At 52.0% G+C, this 17,480-nt stretch carries 17 protein-coding genes; 2 read left to right on the top strand and 15 right to left on the bottom strand.

Annotation, left to right across the window (positions count from 1 at the left end; all coding sequences use genetic code 11):
- The 7 genes from VMT62_08715 to VMT62_08685 all read right to left on the bottom strand — a co-directional run.
- Positions 1-307 (bottom strand): GntR family transcriptional regulator (locus VMT62_08715; GenBank protein HVN96496.1); only part of this gene is annotated, 307 nt, incomplete at its 3' end.
- Positions 308-551: 244 nt separating this feature from the next.
- Complete coding sequence (locus VMT62_08710) at positions 552-1,166, bottom strand: DUF4125 family protein (GenBank protein HVN96495.1); 615 nt, start codon at positions 1,164-1,166, stop codon at positions 552-554.
- A 6-nt stretch (positions 1,167-1,172) separates the two neighbouring features.
- Positions 1,173-2,123, bottom strand: a complete 951-nt coding sequence (locus tag VMT62_08705; GenBank protein ID HVN96494.1) for a DUF4037 domain-containing protein — start codon at positions 2,121-2,123, stop codon at positions 1,173-1,175.
- Positions 2,124-2,153: 30 nt separating this feature from the next.
- Positions 2,154-3,020, bottom strand: a complete 867-nt coding sequence (locus VMT62_08700; protein HVN96493.1) for a tetratricopeptide repeat protein — start codon at positions 3,018-3,020, stop codon at positions 2,154-2,156.
- Between the two features lie 94 nt (positions 3,021-3,114).
- Positions 3,115-4,014 carry a flavodoxin family protein gene (locus VMT62_08695; GenBank protein HVN96492.1) on the bottom strand — a complete coding sequence of 300 codons (900 nt, stop codon included), beginning with the start codon at positions 4,012-4,014 and terminating at the stop codon, positions 3,115-3,117.
- A gap of 143 nt (positions 4,015-4,157) precedes the next feature.
- A complete protein-coding gene (gene selD, locus VMT62_08690) occupies positions 4,158-5,183 on the bottom strand; it encodes a selenide, water dikinase SelD (protein HVN96491.1) in 1,026 nt (341 codons plus the stop codon).
- Between the two features lie 45 nt (positions 5,184-5,228).
- Positions 5,229-5,540 carry a hypothetical protein gene (locus VMT62_08685; protein ID HVN96490.1) on the bottom strand — a complete coding sequence of 104 codons (312 nt, stop codon included), beginning with the start codon at positions 5,538-5,540 and terminating at the stop codon, positions 5,229-5,231.
- 129 nt (positions 5,541-5,669) lie between these two features.
- Here VMT62_08685 and ftcD point away from each other — a divergent pair, with 129 nt between their 5' ends.
- Positions 5,670-6,566, top strand: a complete 897-nt coding sequence (ftcD, locus tag VMT62_08680; protein HVN96489.1) for a glutamate formimidoyltransferase — start codon at positions 5,670-5,672, stop codon at positions 6,564-6,566.
- 166 nt (positions 6,567-6,732) lie between these two features.
- Entirely contained in the window at positions 6,733-8,127 is a 1,395-nt protein-coding gene (locus tag VMT62_08675) for a TAXI family TRAP transporter solute-binding subunit (GenBank protein ID HVN96488.1), read from the top strand.
- A gap of 67 nt (positions 8,128-8,194) precedes the next feature.
- Here the strand turns inward: VMT62_08675 and VMT62_08670 are convergent, their stop codons facing one another.
- The 8 genes from VMT62_08670 to VMT62_08635 form a co-directional block, all read right to left on the bottom strand.
- Positions 8,195-8,650 (bottom strand): cache domain-containing protein, encoded by a 456-nt coding sequence (locus tag VMT62_08670; protein HVN96487.1) that lies wholly within the window; start codon positions 8,648-8,650, stop codon positions 8,195-8,197.
- Positions 8,651-8,847: 197 nt separating this feature from the next.
- Positions 8,848-10,032, bottom strand: coding sequence for an HD domain-containing phosphohydrolase (locus tag VMT62_08665; GenBank protein ID HVN96486.1), 1,185 nt, complete (start codon positions 10,030-10,032; stop codon positions 8,848-8,850).
- Between the two features lie 50 nt (positions 10,033-10,082).
- On the bottom strand, positions 10,083-10,598 hold the full coding sequence (locus VMT62_08660) for a chemotaxis protein CheW (protein ID HVN96485.1): 516 nt from the start codon (positions 10,596-10,598) through the stop codon (positions 10,083-10,085).
- 97 nt (positions 10,599-10,695) lie between these two features.
- Positions 10,696-12,393 carry a methyl-accepting chemotaxis protein gene (locus VMT62_08655; GenBank protein HVN96484.1) on the bottom strand — a complete coding sequence of 566 codons (1,698 nt, stop codon included), beginning with the start codon at positions 12,391-12,393 and terminating at the stop codon, positions 10,696-10,698.
- A 110-nt stretch (positions 12,394-12,503) separates the two neighbouring features.
- A complete protein-coding gene (locus VMT62_08650; GenBank protein HVN96483.1) occupies positions 12,504-14,594 on the bottom strand; it encodes a chemotaxis protein CheA in 2,091 nt (696 codons plus the stop codon).
- Positions 14,591-14,959 (bottom strand): response regulator, encoded by a 369-nt coding sequence (locus tag VMT62_08645; GenBank protein HVN96482.1) that lies wholly within the window; start codon positions 14,957-14,959, stop codon positions 14,591-14,593. Before VMT62_08645 ends, VMT62_08650 begins: the two co-directional genes overlap by 4 nt.
- Positions 14,931-15,305 (bottom strand): STAS domain-containing protein, encoded by a 375-nt coding sequence (locus tag VMT62_08640; protein ID HVN96481.1) that lies wholly within the window; start codon positions 15,303-15,305, stop codon positions 14,931-14,933. The genes VMT62_08645 and VMT62_08640 overlap by 29 nt, the downstream gene beginning before the upstream one ends.
- Positions 15,306-15,328: 23 nt before the next feature.
- Positions 15,329-17,206 carry a methyl-accepting chemotaxis protein gene (locus tag VMT62_08635; GenBank protein ID HVN96480.1) on the bottom strand — a complete coding sequence of 626 codons (1,878 nt, stop codon included), beginning with the start codon at positions 17,204-17,206 and terminating at the stop codon, positions 15,329-15,331.
- Between the last annotated feature and the right edge of the window lie 274 nt (positions 17,207-17,480).

Below are 17,480 nucleotides of genomic sequence, written 5' to 3'. Positions count from 1 at the left end.
GTTCAACGGGCAGGTCCTCAACCGACCTGACAAGACGTTTGAAATCGCCGGTAAGTTCGAAGACAACCAGGTCCTGTTCGTATTTCTGCACGATCGTCCCAATGCCCCTTTTGCGACGCAGCAATCCGTCCTGGGTGAGCATTTCAAGGGCCTTTCTGATGGTAATATTACTTACGCCAAACTCCTTTTCCAGTTCGGGTACAGGCGGAATAAGACCGCCCTCCGTGTAATCATCCGTCATGATCCGTCTTCTCAGGGTTTCGGCAACCTGCACATAGTAGGGTATATGTGCTTCGTTTCCCTCCATCTCTTTTTCTCCTTTTCTCCTCTCATTATCTATCAGTTATCTATCAGCCATTTCTCCGTGGGCGATTAGGGTCTAACGTCTTATATGATCGCTGGAGATAATTATATACATATATACCATATTCAACATAGATCGTATGAAAAAAGTCAAGTATTACCTCGGACTCATCTTTTGGCTCGGTGGTTCCTGATTGTTTTGAGGACACGCAATGGCAGGGCGATGATCTGGTTCCAAGTTTCTTAAGCTAGGCCTCAAGTTTTCTATTTGCCTCTTCCAGAGACTGGAACCCGTACTGTTTCACGGTCAGGGCAAGGGTTATCTCCGACCCGTTTATATGTTTTGATTGTTCTTCTGCGAGGTGTTCATAATACAATTCAAGTGTCTTAAGCGAATAGGTGGCAAGCTCGCTCTTTAAGTAAGTTTCAAGAGACGTCACCAGATGCGAGTCGTGTGAGCTTCTGAGCGGCCTGCCCCGCTCAAGAAGTCGGGGATACTTTTTCGCGAGCTCTCCTTCCCAGTCGAGAATGATTGCGGAAATCTTCTCTATCAGTAACAGAGCGCTCGGGCTCGTAGCGGGGATGAGATGGTCTATACGAGCATATTCTTGAGGCGAGGTTGATTTCATCATCCGGGCATACTTCTCAGTCATGAGATTCCTGTCCTGTCTTTGCGCCTGGGTCAGGTCATGAAGATAGCTCCTAAGGGCTGCTTGAGACCAGCTCGCCGCCTGGCTTAGCCGCATGATCTCAAAGGTCTGTCGCTCATCCTGACAGGGGGCAGCTCCTCCTATGTTAGGGACGGCCTGAAACATGTCCCACTCGATAGCTATGATGCTCGCGATAATCTCTTCCCTGGTCATCGTCTGTTACTCCGTCCAGACATCCATCTGGCGCAGCATGGTGTCCTCTATCTTCGCCTGAACCAAAGGGCCGTGATTAAGAAGAAAGTCGCTCGGGGAATCGCTTAGGCCCTGATTTTTCAACTCCTCTGTAATCAGTCGGACGAGACCTTCCATGCAAGCGCTTTTCTTCTCGTATTGGGCTTCGCCTGACTCACGCCCGTCTATCGTGACAAGATCTGTAAGGAGTGTATAGACGGCCTCTCCCAGGATAGGCAGGCTTTTCAGGGCCCTGTGCATCCATTTGTAGAAAGGCTTATACTCTTTGTTGAGAAGAAAGACCATAGAGATCGTATCGTTGATAAAGATCGCCTCCGCCGACAGGGCAGCCACGAATTCCTTCCGTCTTATACACCGCGCATAATTGTACTGACCTGATTGAGCGATCGTCATACAACGGGAGGCGATTCTTTTTAGTCTCACATCTTCGGGATAAAACCCTTTTAAGCGCTCCCTGAAAGCCGTGAACTCGCCGAGCGGGTCCCGGAAAACCTTGCCGTTTGTTGCGGCGGCCAGGTTTTCTTCGGGTATGGCCCGCCATTGTTGAAGGGAGTCCGGCACATGGTCCACACCGATAAATCGTTTGTAAAACCGCCCTATCTCAAACACTCCGGTCCTGCCGCCTCCAAAGGCGCTTTCCTGTCTTGCCGGCACGCCGCCGAACTCTCGCGGAAGCGTCTCAACCTCGGCCTGCAGGCGTGCACCGATTTTTTCGTAATCTTCTTGGGTGAGCCATAGGCAGAAGGAGGGGCCAAAGTCGTGGTCTCGCGATATCTCATCATCGAATCCGAAACACTCTGAACCGTCGCCTACGAGTCCTGCCGCTATCTTCTCCTCAAAGGCTTTAAACTTTGCCTCTATCATGGGTGCACAGACCTGGGAGAAATATTGCTCCGATAAGGTCAGCCCTTTTACCATAATGAGTCTTTGTTCACCTCGGGGGCAGGTTTAAACTTTCGCCTGGGTCCCATCCGTCTCTTTTATCTCAGAGCGTAGTTGCCCGGCCTTCTCATGGTTACCCATCTTCTCGTACATGAGGATGAGATTGTTGGCCGCGGCCCGCGAATCGGGGTGGTCATTTCCGAATATCCTGCGGCAAATCCTTAAGGCCTGCACGTAGAGCGGCTCTGCCTTCTCGTAATTGCCCATTACCGAATAGAGTGATGCAAGATTGTTAAGTCCCGAGGCATAAAGCGGGTGCTCTTCCCCGAGAATCCTCCGGTAAATCTCGAGGGCTTCCTGCGCCACCTCACGCGCCTCGTCGTTTCGACTTGTAGCCCGGTACGGCCCGGCGAGATTGTTAAGCGTGGTCGCATATGCAATGGGGTTATCTTTATCCTCTCGGACGATATCAAGGGCCTCTTTGTGAAGAGTCAGAGCCTTTTCGAACGCCTTCATGTCCTGATACAAAAGGCCAAGATTGTTGAGGGCGCTCGCGTACAGGAAATGCTTCTTCCCCAGGGTTCGGGCATAGATATCAGCAGCTTCGGTAAAAAGAGATTCAGCCTTGGCGTATTGGCCCATAAGACGATAGGTTCCGGCAAGATTATTGATGGTCGTCGCGTAGTCAGGGTCATCCTTTCCCGGGGACCGGCTCAGAATTTCCATTGCTTGTTGGAAGGCGGCTTCGGATTCCGCATAAAAACCCACCGCCCGACAGAGACCCCCCAATTCGTTGAGTATGGCGCCCCGAACCACATTGTCATCGCGGACCGATTCGGATTCTCTCTTGAGTAGCTCAATGGCTTCCCGATATTTGCCTTGACCGGTAAGCGTATCCACGTTGTTTTGTAACGCGTACAAATCGTAAGCCATGGGTTAATCCTCCTATACCACTATTGTCAGTCCTCTTGGCGACCATGTCAAGAAACGTTTGGTCCCAGCGGATTAAGACATGAGGGCGCGAGCGCTATAAAGGGTCTTCTTCAGGGACAACAAAACGGGGATGCTTGTTGTGCACCTTGTAATAGGGCGTGTCCCAGCCCACCTTTTCGAGGGGCACAAGTCTCCTGAAGCGTCCCTCGGCCTCGGCCTGAGCGAGATGCTTTAGGAACAGGTCTTTGATTCGCGGAATTGACGCATTGGCACGCAGTTCATAATCCACTTGTATGGCGCCTTCCGGACATATCATTTCGCAAAAATAACAGATACTGCAACCTTTTGCGAACACCGGCGGAGTCGAAGTCAGGTCGATGCCGCCCACCGGACAATGATCCATGCAGGTTCGACATGCAGGGTAGCGACACTTACTTGCATCGCGCTCGGGCAGCGGCCTGGGAAGCTTGTTGGGCGGCGTCATCTGCATCTTGGGGAAGGTGGGCATAATGACGGTCTCGCCGGCCTCAAGCTTTTGGCTCAGTTCGGCCATCTCTGCCCCAAAGCCTTCCGCTTCCTCGAGGTCTATCTCATCGGGATGTCCGTCCGTAAGGTAGGGTGTTGGCAAGGCCGGCCTGTTCACGCTTCCGTACCAGTCGCGAATCCCGATCACCGTCAGTCCTTTTTTGGTCAACTGTTTGAAAAGCGGCGGAAAGAAACGCTCCGGCAGTACCCCGTGAGTACAAAAGACGAAGGCGTGTTTGCCCGAGAGTCGGGGTAGGTCGTGGACGAGCCGCATTACGTTGGGAGGCACCCCGCCCCACACGGGCGCACCTAAACCGATCACGTCATAGTCGGTAAGCGACTGTACATCCACATCCTTGAGTTTTGCCAGGTGGGCATGCCCTATCACGGACTTCATGCCCAGATGAATTGCCCTGGCGATCTTCATGGTGTTTCCCGTGAGAGAAAAATAGATCACGATTCCTTTCATTCTTCCTTATCTCCCCTGACCGTTTCCTCAGCGACCGAAGGCGTCTTTCCTTTTTGCTTGCCACAAAAGAACTGTCCTCATGCGTTCTTATCGTGCCTCACAGCGGTTCCTTCTTAGGACCGTCTGTCGTGCACATAATCTTTTCAGATAACCGCTATTTTGCCTTTCGGTTCCTTCACAAACTTCCCGATGACCCAGTAATCCACACTCAATTGGCGAGCCTTTTCTGCGAATCGGGCTTCGTCTGTTGCATCGATGGCGATGAGAAGGCCTCCCGACGTCTGAGGGTCAAATATGATATCGTAAAAGAAGTCCTCTTCTGCAGCCATGATGTGTTCCCGATAGAAATCTCTATTTCTGTACAACCCTCCGGGCACGATGCCTGACGCGGCTAATTCAGGGGCCTCATTGAAATAAGGAAGTCTCTCTTTATGGACCTCCACGCCTACGTTCTCCTTGATCATCTCTTTCAGGTGGCCTGCAAGGCCGAACCCCGTTACGTCAGTAGCTGCATGAGTTCTGACGGAGAGCATGACTTCCGAAGCGCCTCTGTTAAGCTCTGCCATCACCTCAATGAGCTTTTTGATGGAGGCCTCGTCGAGCAACTTTCCCTTGATGGCCGTATTCAAAATCCCGATACCGAGCGGCTTGGTCATAATAAGAAGGTCCCCCGGCAGAGCACCTGAGTTGAACACGACCTTGTCGGGATGCACGAGCCCTGTCACCGCAAGTCCGTATTTTATCTCGGCGTCGTCAACACTGTGGCCTCCGAGAAGGCTCACGCCGGCTTCGCGGATTTTATCCGCTCCGCCCCGAATGATCTCCTTCAAAATCTTGATGTCGAACCGCTTTGGCGAAAAGCAGACGATGTTCATCGCTGTCCTGGGCACGGCGCCCATGGCGTAAATATCACTCAGTGAGTTGGCTGCCGCAATCTGGCCGAACCAGTAAGGATCATCGACTATGGGAGTAAAAAAATCGACCGTCTGGACCAGGGCAAGATCGTCCGTAATCCGGTAGACGCCGGCATCTTCAAAACCTTCTATTCCCACGATCACGTTCTCATCTACGGGTATGTCGATACCACAGAGTATCTCAGATAGATCACCCGGACCTATCTTGGAAGCTCAACCCCCTCCCTGAACGTATTTGGTCAACTCCACGTCCATACGACTCCTTTCCTCATGATTTACTCGATTCGCCCTGTCAGTCAATCAATCCTTGCCCCTCGAGAGGGCTTTGTGCCTTCTGCGAGAGGAGGCCTCCAAGCCAATTTCGTCTATGTCTATGTATTTCGTCTCCCCGTCGAACTTCTCGATGCCTGCATAGTAACAGCAGCAGTCGCTCGACAGATTGTTGTCAAATACCCTGAGTTTCCCATCCTGAAAATTGACACGAACATAACAAAATCCCCCCGGGAGTTCCGATGCGCGTTCCTCCACTACGACGCCCATGCCCCACCGCATGAACCGCTTGTGGTACACGCGGTCGCCCACCTTCAGGTATAGTCCTCTCTTCCTTGCCATGCCTTTAGGTTATAACACATCTCGAAGACGGTGAAAAGCCAATAGGTGTGAGACAAGATAATCGTGGATTCCAGCTTTTCAAAGAGGTACAATTGAGAAACGGAATAGAACGACACCGAGGTGTTATGAATGAACAAAATCATGGAAACTGTGCCCAACTTCAGCGAAGGAAGAAGCGATGCTACCATCGCACAAATCCTGGCATGCTTTAAAGATAGGGATGGTGTAAAACTCCTCGACCTTCACAGAGACGTAGACCATAACCGGATGGTCGTGACCGCCGTAGGCGAACCTCACGCCCTGAAACATGCAGTGGTTGAAGCCGTCGGCGTTGCGATTCAGCTCATCGATATGCGAACCCATCGCGGAGAGCATCCGCGCATGGGCGCGGTGGATGTTATCCCCTTTATTCCCGTACGAAATGTGACCATGGAAGATGCAATAGCCCTCTCAAAGGAAGTAGCTAAGACTATCTGGGCGAAATACCGCCTTCCTGTCTTTCTCTATGAAGAGTCAGCATCGACGCCCGACCGTAAAGATCTGGCTCATGTACGAAAAGGTCAGTTCGAGGGTATGGCGGAGAAGCTCATGGCCGACGAGTGGAAGCCCGATTTTGGAGAGAGAGAAATGCATCCGACCGCAGGCGTCGTGGCCGTGGGCGCTCGTATGCCGCTCATCGCGTTTAATGTCAATCTCGACACCAATGACATTGAAATAGCACGGCGTATCGCGCGAACGGTGCGCTATTCGAGCGGAGGGTTGAAATACTGTAAGGCCATCGGCATCGCCCTCAAACAAAGGAATGTTGCCCAGGTCTCCATGAACATGACGGATTACACCCAAACACCCCTCTATCAGGCCCTCGAGCTTGTGCGTACAGAGGCCAGACGGTATGGAGTGGGCGTTCTCGGCAGTGAAATCGTGGGCCTCGTTCCCCTCAACGCTCTTGTGGATTCGGCAGCTTACTATATGGGCCTCGAAGATTTCGACGCTGACAAGATTCTGGAAGCGAAGCTCATGGAATGACGGACGCAAGAAGTATATATCATCGGGCTTCCCTTGAGGAAGCTCGGGGCCGCTCCCTTGGTATGTACTGCAACACGCATTATAGTATATTGAGATTGTGGCTGAATATCAGCAGGTAATAATCTGATGCAATGGCTTTATCCACACCGCTTGAAAGAGATAGACCATGGGTCGTAACAAAGTCAGGGAAGTGCCCTCAAAGGTCCTGTCGGGCGTCTTTCTCTCGATCCTCGCGATTCTAGTCTTTTTGTTCTGGGTGAGCTATCACTACGTGAGACCGTTCCCGCCCAAGTCGCTCACCATGGCTACCGGTATGCAGGGCGGCGCATTCACCTATTTCGGTGAGCGCTACCGGCAGATATTGGCCCGGGATAATATCCGACTCGGATTGCGTCTATCCTCAGGGGCTGTGGAGAACCTAAGGCTCTTACAGGACAAGTCCCAGCATGTTGACGCAGGTTTCATACAGGGAGGCATAGCCAAAAGCGAGGACACATCCGATCTTGTCTCTCTTGGGAATCTCACCTACACACCATTGTGGGTATTTTACCGGGGTAGTGAAGTTCTCGATGACCTTTCGCAACTTAGTGGGAAAAGAATCGCCATCGGGCCGGAAGGGAGCGGCGTGCGAAAATTCGCCCTCGATTTGCTGAAGGCTGCCAACGCTTCGGGTCCTAAAACGGTACTGTACGAGTTTCCGTACTCATCCAATGTGAAGGCTATACGGGAAGGAAAGGTGGACGCTGTGATGGCCTTCGGCGCCGCCGACAACCAGTACGTGGTGAGCCTGCTTAACACCCGGGGTGTAAAGCTGATGAACTTCGTCCAGGCCGAAACATATACCAGGCTGTTTCCAGATTTGGCCCATGTAATTTTACCAAGAGGGATTCTCAACCCTTCAAAAAGATTTCCCGCCTCGGATATCCACCTGCTTTCCCCCAGGGTTGACCTCATTGTGCGCAAGGACTTGCACCCGGCACTCGTCTATCTCTTGCTCAAGGCTTCCGTAGAGATTCATAGCGGAGCCGGATGGGTGCACAAGGCCGGGGAGTTCCCTGCACTGAATAAACAGGACTTTGCCATTAGCGAACAGGCGCGACGATTCTACAAGTCGGGTGGCTCCTTTCTCTATGATTATCTTCCCTTCTGGGCCGCCACATTCATCGACCGTATGCTGCTTATACTCATTCCTCTCGGCGTGGTGCTCATCCCGCTATTGGGAATTACGCCGTGGATATACACCTGGCGAAACCGGTCCAAGTATTATCGCTGGTACCGCGAACTGAGGCGTATAGAAAGAGGGTCCGTGGCGCAGACAGAACCGGAGAAGATCACTGATCTCATCAGGAAATTAGACGAAGTTGAGGCGACTGTGAGCAAAATTCGTGTATCCATCGCCTTTTATGATGAACTCTTTATCCTCAAAGAACACATACACATGGTGCGTCGTGAGCTCTTGGGGATGCGCGACGCGTCAGCCCAAAGGTCCGCTCATCCGGCCGGTGAAAAGGGCCGGTCGCAGGAAGGGGGTGGGCAAGGCTCGGAGGCGCCAGAATCTTGATAAGCCTCCCCACCGTTACTTCCCGCACCTTCCTCTCGAGCCGGCAAGCACAAAGCGGCCGAGCACCCTATTTATATATGCCGCAACCGAATACGTAGCCGTCGTACCCCTCGACATATGCAGTTTTGTCTTCATACTTGTTCGTAGTTGGGTTGAGAAACTTATAATCCTGCCACCCCTTGCCCTTGGTCTTTACCAGGTCGATCCTCTCCTTCACATAGAATTTGCCGTCCGGGTCTTTGGATTCAATGATATTTTTTCCTATTAATCCCTTAGTCACTGGACGCGCCACCGCTGTGCCAGCCATATCGTACACAAAAACGTAGAGATCGCCTTTCTTGAATCTGCCGTTGGGATCGTCAATCTCCGCGAAGGCTTTCTCCTTCCCTTGCCCCTTATAAGCGGCAATCGCCTTTTTTACAAGGCCTTCCGCATCCGTCGCACTATCCTTCGAAACGGAAAAACCCACCACACCAAATACAAGCATACAGACCATCGCCACTCCAGCAACTACTCTTCTCATATGAGCCTCCTCAGATAGATTGTGATGCAATTCCAAGTTTATCGGCTTGGTAAGAATATTCTTTAGTGGTTTTCCATGAAAAGTTCGCAGCGGCCTATATGAAAGGCAGGCTTCACGTGAAGACCGCGTGTGATCTCAAGACCATGCCACTGCAGCAGCACGCGTCTCTCACGCAGTCGGGCCACGGACCGGCCATCTTATCCGAAAGAAAAGGCCTTCTGTTTGAAAAGTTTGAGTGTCGCGCCGACGATTCCCGGGTCGTACAAGGTGCCCCTTCTGACCGAGATCTCCTGAAGCGCAAGGTCGATGCCGAGAGCGGGACGGTAGGGTCGATGAGAAGCCATTGATTCGATCACATCGGCCACGGCAAGAATTTTGGCTTCTTCAAGGATATCTTCGCCCAAAAGGCCTGACGGATAACCCGATCCATTGAGCCGCTCGTGGTGCTGAATAATGGCGGTTGCCAGAGGCCAGGGAAATTCAATTCCCTCCAATATTTCGTATCCTGCCCGGGAATGCTCTTTAATGAAATCGAATTCGTACTCCGTGAGCCTGCTCGGCTTACAGAGAATTTCAGAAGGAACGATGATCTTGCCGATGTCATGGAGGAGACCCATAGTCCGGATACCGTCGCACCTGTCCTCGGAGAACCCGATCTCTTTGCCTATTGCCCTTGCCAGCTCTGCGACCCTGGACTGATGGCCTGCCGTGTACGGGTCGCGGATTTCCACTATTTTCGACAGGGCCATGACAACTCCATTCAAGGCCTTGCGCAAAGAATCGGTCTTCTCCTGCACCCTGTGTTCAAGCTGATCGTTGAGCTTCCTCAGTTCCTGTTTCGTCTGCGCGAGGCTCTCGTTCTGATAGAGAAGATTTTTATAAGTGGAGAAGAGGAAATTGAATGTTTGTGGCGAGGATGCCGACCCGTTGGATGGGGATACGTCGAGAAAGATTTTGCTGCCTGTCTCCTCATAATGATCCCCCCCGGAAAATATGTGGCCCACCATTGAAAGGAGCAGCGTTTCACTGTATGGTTTTGTGAGATAGAAATCTGCGCCGGAGTTGAGTCCTTCCACGACGTTTCCGAAATCGGACATCGAGGTAAGCAGAATGACTGGAATGTCCTTAAACGCCTTGTCACTCTTCAGTCTGCGACAGAATTCGTAACCATTCACTCTGGGCATCCACACATCGCTGATCACGAGATCGTAGGCGGACTCGCCGAGCATGGCGAGACCCTTGGCCCCGTCGTAGCCTACCCGTACATCGTACCCTGCATTTATGAGGATTTCTGCAAGAGAAGTGGCCTGCAGTCGGCTGTCTTCCACGAGCAGGATACTCTTGACGCGCTCGGCCCTCTGTGCGGAATGCCCTCTATTCATAACACTGCCCTATATCACTGGGAACCAAAAACATCACGGCCGTTTTTGTTTTAGCCGGTTGCTGTCCGCATTATTTGGTCATCCCTTTCCTGGCCGCATATAAGGGCAAGCTCCTCGGCAGAAAACACTTTATCAGTGTCAAGGATAATGATGAAGTTCTCGTCCTGCTTGCCGATGCCCTTGATAAATTCCATCTTCAGGCTCGTGCCCATCTTGGGTGGGGCCTCTATGTGCTGAGATTCCAGTTCAAAGACCTCTCTCACGGAGTCTACGAGGGCCCCTATGATCGCGCCTTCCCCGTCGAAATCTGTTTCCACGATAATAATGCAGGTATCGACCGTTTTTTCCGTTTCCACAAGGCCGAGTTTGAGCCGCATATCCACTACCGGCACAACACTTCCCCGTAGGTTGATGATACCCTTCATGAAGTCAGGCGTCTGAGGTACTTTAGTAACGGTTGAATATTCCAGTATCTCTCTTGCGTGAGAAACGTCCAGTGCGAAGACCTCCTGCCCAAGCGCAAAAGTGAGGTACTGACGTGTATCGGTTATAGATGATAGAGCCATTGGACTACCTCCTTTTTATCGCCTTTTCGGGCAGGTATGGGGACGGCTTTGAGTAACGAGGCCAGTCTCTCCTGCCCGTTTCCGGCTAAACACCCTGTTAGAGCTTTTCAAATTCGTCATCAAGCGTATCTTGAGCGCCTCCGAGATCGAGAATTGCTCCCGATGCCTTTGCTTTTGTCGGGTTCTTCGCGGACGCTACCGTAGCCGCACTCTTTCCCCGCGCATGGGCCACGGTCTTCATGGCCTGAGGCTTGTTGACATGGAGATTCTTCGCCGGGCCGTCCTTCCTCTCAGTCTTGAAGAACGCAACGGCGTCTTGCAACTGTCTCGATTGGGAAGAGAGTTCTTCCGATGTCGAGGCCATTTCCTCAGTGGCCGAGGCGTTTGCCTGGATGACCTGATCGAGCTGCTGAATCGCCTTATTGATCTGATCGGCCCCTGCGTTCTGCTCGTTACTGGCCGCATTGATTTCACTGACAAGCTCGGCTGTTCTCTGAATGTCAGGTACTATCTTGTCAAGCATCCTGCCGGCTTTCTCCGCAACGTCCACGCTGGATTTGGAAAGTTTACTTATTTCCGCCGCCGCTTTCTGGCTTCTCTCCGCCAGCTTTCTTACTTCGCTTGCCACAACGGCAAAACCCTTACCGTGCTCGCCTGCCCGGGCCGCCTCGATGGCGGCGTTTAACGCGAGCAGGTTGGTCTGGCGGGTTATCTCCTCGATGATGACGATCTTCGTAGCAATATCTTTCATGGCGGTCACCGTTTCCACAACCGCCTTGCCGCCCTCTTTTGCGTCCTGGGCCGCCTTTAAGGCGATCTTCTCAGTCTGCTGTGCATTGTCGGCATTCTGTCCTATATTGGATACCATCTGCTCCATGGATGAAGATACCTCTTCGGCTGCAGATGCCTGTTCAGAAGCCCCCTGCGCCATCTGTTCGGCGGAGCTGCTCATTTGCTGACTGCCTGCGGCGACGTTATCGGAAGCGCTCTGCACATCATTGACGATGGTCTTCAGTTGCTCGACCATATTCTTCATACCTTGCAGAAATTGTCCGGCCTCGTCCACGCTGTTCGTCTCGATATTGATCGTGAGGTTGCCTTCCGAAAGCTCCCGCGATATTTGAACAGCCTGGTTGAGGGGCCGCGTGATGAGCCGCGAGACGAGGTAGGCGATGAAAAGCACAAGAAGCGCAACGGCGACGGTCACGATGAGGATCTGGGTCCGGATTTTCGCTATTTCGGCGCTCACATCGTCAACATAAATTCCGCTGAAGACAATCCATCCCCACTGGGGAAAAAGCTTCACATAGGTGAGTTTTGGCGATGGTTTTGTCTCGTTTGGTTTGGGCCAGTAGTATTGGGTAAAACCTTCACCCTTTTCCTTGGCTATCCTGACAAATTCCTGGAAAAAAGCCTTGCCGCGCCCATCTTTCTCGTTCATCATATCTTTGCCTTCGAGTTCGGGCTTGATAGGGTGAATGATCATCTTGCCGGTGAGATCCGATACACCGAAGTATTCGTTTCCCTGATATCTTAAGCCCTTGATGTTCGCATAGACCCTTTTCTGCGCCTCATCGGACCGCAATTCGCCCGATTTCACCCTTGATTCATAAGAACTGATCAGGGTATAGGCCACATCGACCACATTCTTCGTGGCGTTCTCTTTTTCACTCATGAGATGGCTCTCGAGGACCGGGATGAAATAGAACAACATTCCCAGTACGACGAAGAGCATGGTAAATACGGATATGCTCATGATCTTCGTGGCAATTCTCCAATCCTTAAAACGTTTCATGGTAACCTCCGCTTATGTGTATTTTTAAATCCCTTCTATTTAATGGGCACCGCTTTTTTTCAGTGCGCCCTCGCATGGTTTTGGTTTCTCCCATTCCCTTCAGAAACATTTCAGCCGAACACGGCCTGGGCCAGCTCCGCGTTACGCAGCACCTTCGGCACATCGACAATGAGGGCCACGGATCCGTCGCCCAGGATCGTGGCTCCGGACACGCCTTTCGCGTCCTTGTAAATCTTGCCAAGATTCTTGATCACCGTCTGGTGCTGCCCGATCACGTTGTCTACAACAAGTCCGACCCTTTCTCCATTAGCACCTGTCACGACGATCTGCTCGATATCGGGTAGATCACCGTTTATACCGAATTCGTTCCTCAGCCGTATATACGGGACGAGCTCTCCTCTGATATAAGCAAGGTTTTTGCCGTGGGATTTCTGTACATCATCTCTCGTCAGTTCGATGCATTCTTCCACTACAGAGAGGGGAAGCACGAAGTATCGATCCGTGACAGTCACGAGAAGGCCTTCGACAATGGCAAGTGTGAGCGGCAGTTTTATTGTCACCGTGGTGCCCACACCATTCTCGCTTTGAATATCTATCGAGCCCTTCAAGCCATCTATGGTCCTTTTCACCACGTCCATTCCAACGCCTCGGCCGGAGATATTGCTTACCTGTTTGGCCGTTGAAAACCCGGCCTGGAATATGAAATCGTATATCTCCCTGTCGGAAAGATCCGCATTGGGCTGGGCAAGTCCCTTTTCCACGGCCTTCTCAAGGATAGCGTCTTTTATGAGACCGCGGCCGTCGTCCTCAATTCTAATGATCACGTGGGCCCCGGAATGCGTGGCGGAAAGGCGTATAGTTCCCTTTCTTTCCTTATGAGACTGCTCGCGCACGTCAGGGGGTTCGATGCCGTGGTCTATAGAGTTTCGTATGAGATGGACCAGGGGATCATTCAACCTCTCCAGGACCGTCTTGTCGAGTTCGGTCTCCGCCCCCTCGGTCACAAGCTCAATCTCTTTGCCGAGATCACCGGACAGATCCCGCACGAGTCTTCTGAACCTGCCGAAAGTTGACCCTATGGGGAGCATTCTCATGCTCATTGCGCTGTTTCTCAACTCCTCAGTGAGACGCTCGACCTGTTCGGAAATAAGCATGAGTTCCGGGTCCTCTTCTTCGTTCGCTTTTCTGTCCAGGCCGGCGTGCAGTGTAACAAGCTCACCTACGAGATCAATAAGCCTGTCCAACTTATCTGAAGAGACCCTGATGCTGGAGACGGCCTCCTCCTTGTGCTGCTTTTCCTGCCTCTTCTTCACCTGTTCCTGTTCGGCAAGGGCTGACTGAATCTTCGCAGGTGACACAACACCCCTGTCTATGAGCATCTCGCCGAGTCGTTTCTGCCCTTTCAGCGTATCGTCCAACTCTTCACGCTTGAGATCGTTCCGTTCTACCAGGATCTCGCCAAGTTTCTTGGGTGCCTCTGTATCGGAGTACCCCTCGTCGGCAACCTTTATGGTGATATCAGCGAGAGATTCGACGAAGATAAACGCATCTTTGATCGCATCCTCTCCCTCATCAGTCGTAAGGACAATGTCCCAGTAGAGGTAACAGAGCTCGGGCTCGTAGTCCTCAAGTAACGGTATGCGGTCCAGGTGAGCCACCACAGCACAGCTGCCGAGTCCCGCCAGTTCGCGGAAAATGCCGATGGGATTTGTCCCGTCGGCAAAGAGATCCGTCTTGGGCTCAAAGCGAATCCTGTACGTAACGTCGCTCACCGGGGGGACGGTTGACGTTGTCTCTATCTTATCCTCTGCAGCGGCACTAGTAACGGGTCCATGAGCGGGATTCAGTTCCTCAAAAGCCAACCGAACACGGCTGATCAGGGTGTCCTCTCGTGTCTCTTCCTTGAGCATCATGCGCAGGCAATCACGGGCCTTAAGGGTAAGATCTATGAGCGCCTTGGTGACGGGGAATTTGTCCTTTCTCACAAGATCGAAGATCGTTTCCACTTCGTGGGCGAAGACGGCAATCTCATCAAAGCCGAACATGGCCCCGGACCCCTTGATCGTGTGCAAGCTTCTGAAGACCCTGTTCACCAGTTCTTTGTCTGACGGCACACGTTCGAGTTCGAGCAACGAATCCTCGAGCTCTACAAGTTGTTCATCAGCCTCTTCGCGATACGCCTTTTTGTGGGCATCATTCATCCGAGCACCCTCCTTACAACGGTCAAAAGTTGTTCCGGCTTGAACGGTTTCACAATCCAGCCGGTGGCCCCTGCGGCTTTACATTCCTGTTTTTTGGAATCCTGTGATTCCGTGGTGAGCATTATTATGGGAAGAAACTTATATGCAGGGTTCGCCCTCATCTCCTTGATAAGCCCCATGCCGTCGAGGTTCGGCATGTTGAGATCGGTAAGCACCAGGTGAACCTGGGTACCTGCCAGCTTTGAGAGCGCATCTTTCCCGTCCACCGCTTCAACTACCTCGTATCCTGCATCCCTCAGGGTGAAGCTCACCATCTGCCTGACGCTGCCCGAATCATCAACGGTCATTACACGCCTGACGCTCATCTCTCTCTCCCTTTATCAATAGACATGTGCTGCCTCCATCGGGTGCACACCCCTTCTGACAGTCATACCCTGCATCAGCAGCCATCTTGAAGAACACATCGGGAACCGGGCCGGTAAAAGAAAGATGCTTTTTCAGAGCGAGGGCCGTTTTGTGGGCTGCGCAAAAGAACTGGAGCGCGCTCAGATCCACATCGGCAACACCTTCCAGAGATACTGCCACGCTCGGATATTCCTTGAGCAGGATTGAGAAGATGCGTTGCAATTCCTTGCCGTCGAGTATGCCGAGCTCTCCGCTGATCGTAACCGTTGCCTTCTCGTCTGATTTTTCAGTTGTTACCAGTGCCATCTTTGCCTCCTCGCTCTCTCTTATCAGAATAGTTCCACATTATCTCCAAGCCCCTCGTCGCTGTGTCCTGTATGGCCCGTGGCGACCGGTGCGTTGTACCCCATATAGCCGGTCTCAACTCCTGCTTTTTCTTCCTTGAACCCGGTCACAAGGTTATGGATATCCCGTTCGCTCAACATCGTGTACTTGCCCGCGTAATGCCGCAAACGTTGTTCCCGGTTCTTCTCATCCCACTCTGGTGCGATCCGGGCCGCTTCCTTGGAAATCGTATCTAAATTCGATATGGCGGAAGCGAGGACTTCTTCAAACCGTTTTTGCACGGTTGTATGCGAGACCGTCTGCAGTATGTTGCCGGAGAGGTGTTCGCTCGACTCACTGATGTTTGTGAGCAGGGATGCTATCTGCGTGTTCACCCTTCGAAGTCTTTCGGCAAGAGACTTGAGTTCACCGGCCACGATGACTGTTTCTGACTCTCTATCGCTCTCATTGTTTCCGGTGTAGGAACGTATCCGTTCTGTAGCCGAGATAACGTTGGTCAATACGTCCGATATGATCATCTTCTGTTGGGTCGCGTCCGACGATAGCTTTTGTATGGCCTCCGCAATAATGCCGAGAGGCGCTCCGGCGCTTCCCGCATGAGCTGTCTTAACCCGGGCATTGAGTGCAATCAACTGAATCTCATCGCTAATGTACTCAATGTCATCCACAAAGCCCGACATAACGGACCCGGTTTGAAGAAAAGTGTCCATCGCTTGAGACAAATCCTGGCTCGCCTTCGAGCTCTCGCTGAGAGATGACACTGCAAGCCCGATCTGTCCCTCGATCTCCGTAAGGAACGATGAGGAAAGTTGATCCGTCACGCCGGTAAGGTTCTTTGCCTCTTTCGCTATCTCATTGACGCTGTCTGATATGTGGACGAGGTTATCCTTAATATTGCCGATTGCTGCCACGATTTGTTTCTTCGAATCTTCGAGCTGGGCAGTCTGGAGTTCGCATATATCTGCCGCCTCATGTACCAGGCGGGTATCGTCTCCGTCTACGCCTGAAGGGTCCTTGTCGTTACCGCCGCGGTCTTTGCTAATCTCTTGAGAGAAACTTAATATGGCCTCTTCAACGTGTTCCACCTTCTGTCGGACGATATCGTGGAACTGCATAGAGGAAACCATTTCCCCTATGTGCTTTGCAACCGCCTCCGATTGGCCGCTTATCATGCTCGTGACATGTCTCGATGATTCATTCTTGTTCCGCAACAAGGCGAGGCCCGAGTTGACCTTGTCAAGAACGGTCCGGCCGTGTTCTCTCTGTCTTATCTCTATTGATGAAATGTGTGCCATGTTCCGGCCAACCGTGTCACGCAGCGACTGCGCGTTCAATGTGATACCCGCGGTCTTTTCGCTTATCTGAACGGAAAGTCTTTCAATATCATCGGCAAGGGTTAAGAATCCGGCCTGATCGCTCCCCAATTGCGCGCTCTCTATCTTGATCGATATACTGAGGATAACGAGTAGTTTTACAATCTTTGCGAAGCTCGTGAGCGGTTTCTGGACGTTCTCAACAGCCCTCATCGTATCCTGCAATGCGGTCAGCTTCCGAGAGAATTCCGTTTGGGTGATCTCAAGACCGTGGCCCACGCTTTGTGTTGTCCTCTCCAATCCCTCGATGGTCTCGGTGATCTCATTGCCAGCCATGAGCTCCACGAGTGAAGAGAGGGTCTTCACAATTCTGCGGGCCTCATCAAAGGAGGCGGCCATCTGCCTGCCCATATCCAGGAAATCGTCTTCCGTGGTGCCCGTAAGATCTTTGAGGGACTCTCCCACTTCGAGAAGCCTCACTGTCCAGTGCGCGGGCAGAATGATTGAATCGTGGTCGCTCGTGCAATACGAGCCTTGTTGTGACGCCATTCCCTTCGTCTAACCTCTTGAATTTGATGTTTTACACTACCAACACCACTACGCGAACGTTATCGGCATACAACTACACGCACTTAAATAGATTTCTTTCTTTTCCGCACTGCCTTAAGGTTTTGGGTGACAATTCTGGACGTTTTTATCTCTAGAAAAAGCGGTGTTTGAGGTCAAAAAAAAGGCCGGTCAAGGTAGAAACCGGCCCATGATTCGAAGTCAGCGGGTACTATTTTTTGATGGCTGCCTTCACCTGATTCACGATGTCTTCACT

This window comes from Syntrophorhabdaceae bacterium (assembly GCA_035541755.1).
Classification (GTDB): Bacteria; Desulfobacterota; Syntrophorhabdia; order Syntrophorhabdales; family Syntrophorhabdaceae; genus PNOF01.
Note: the sequence above shows the minus strand (reverse complement) of the source record. Positions and strands in the feature narration are given on the sequence as shown.

What these genes read in the sequence shown, in the direction of transcription:
- VMT62_08710 (HVN96495.1), bottom strand. Translation starts at nt 1,166, where the DNA reads ATGACCAGGGAAGAGATTATCGCGAGCATCATAGCTATCGAGTGGGAC.
- VMT62_08705 (HVN96494.1), bottom strand. Translation starts at nt 2,123, where the DNA reads ATGGTAAAAGGGCTGACCTTATCGGAGCAATATTTCTCCCAGGTCTGT.
- VMT62_08700 (HVN96493.1), bottom strand. Translation starts at nt 3,020, where the DNA reads ATGGCTTACGATTTGTACGCGTTACAAAACAACGTGGATACGCTTACC.
- VMT62_08695 (HVN96492.1), bottom strand. Translation starts at nt 4,014, where the DNA reads ATGAAAGGAATCGTGATCTATTTTTCTCTCACGGGAAACACCATGAAG.
- VMT62_08685 (HVN96490.1), bottom strand. Translation starts at nt 5,540, where the DNA reads ATGGCAAGGAAGAGAGGACTATACCTGAAGGTGGGCGACCGCGTGTAC.
- ftcD (HVN96489.1), top strand. Translation starts at nt 5,670, where the DNA reads ATGAACAAAATCATGGAAACTGTGCCCAACTTCAGCGAAGGAAGAAGC.
- VMT62_08675 (HVN96488.1), top strand. Translation starts at nt 6,733, where the DNA reads ATGGGTCGTAACAAAGTCAGGGAAGTGCCCTCAAAGGTCCTGTCGGGC.
- VMT62_08670 (HVN96487.1), bottom strand. Translation starts at nt 8,650, where the DNA reads ATGAGAAGAGTAGTTGCTGGAGTGGCGATGGTCTGTATGCTTGTATTT.
- VMT62_08665 (HVN96486.1), bottom strand. Translation starts at nt 10,032, where the DNA reads ATGAATAGAGGGCATTCCGCACAGAGGGCCGAGCGCGTCAAGAGTATC.
- VMT62_08660 (HVN96485.1), bottom strand. Translation starts at nt 10,598, where the DNA reads ATGGCTCTATCATCTATAACCGATACACGTCAGTACCTCACTTTTGCG.
- VMT62_08655 (HVN96484.1), bottom strand. Translation starts at nt 12,393, where the DNA reads ATGAAACGTTTTAAGGATTGGAGAATTGCCACGAAGATCATGAGCATA.
- VMT62_08650 (HVN96483.1), bottom strand. Translation starts at nt 14,594, where the DNA reads ATGAATGATGCCCACAAAAAGGCGTATCGCGAAGAGGCTGATGAACAA.
- VMT62_08645 (HVN96482.1), bottom strand. Translation starts at nt 14,959, where the DNA reads ATGAGCGTCAGGCGTGTAATGACCGTTGATGATTCGGGCAGCGTCAGG.
- VMT62_08640 (HVN96481.1), bottom strand. Translation starts at nt 15,305, where the DNA reads ATGGCACTGGTAACAACTGAAAAATCAGACGAGAAGGCAACGGTTACG.
- VMT62_08635 (HVN96480.1), bottom strand. Translation starts at nt 17,206, where the DNA reads ATGGCGTCACAACAAGGCTCGTATTGCACGAGCGACCACGATTCAATC.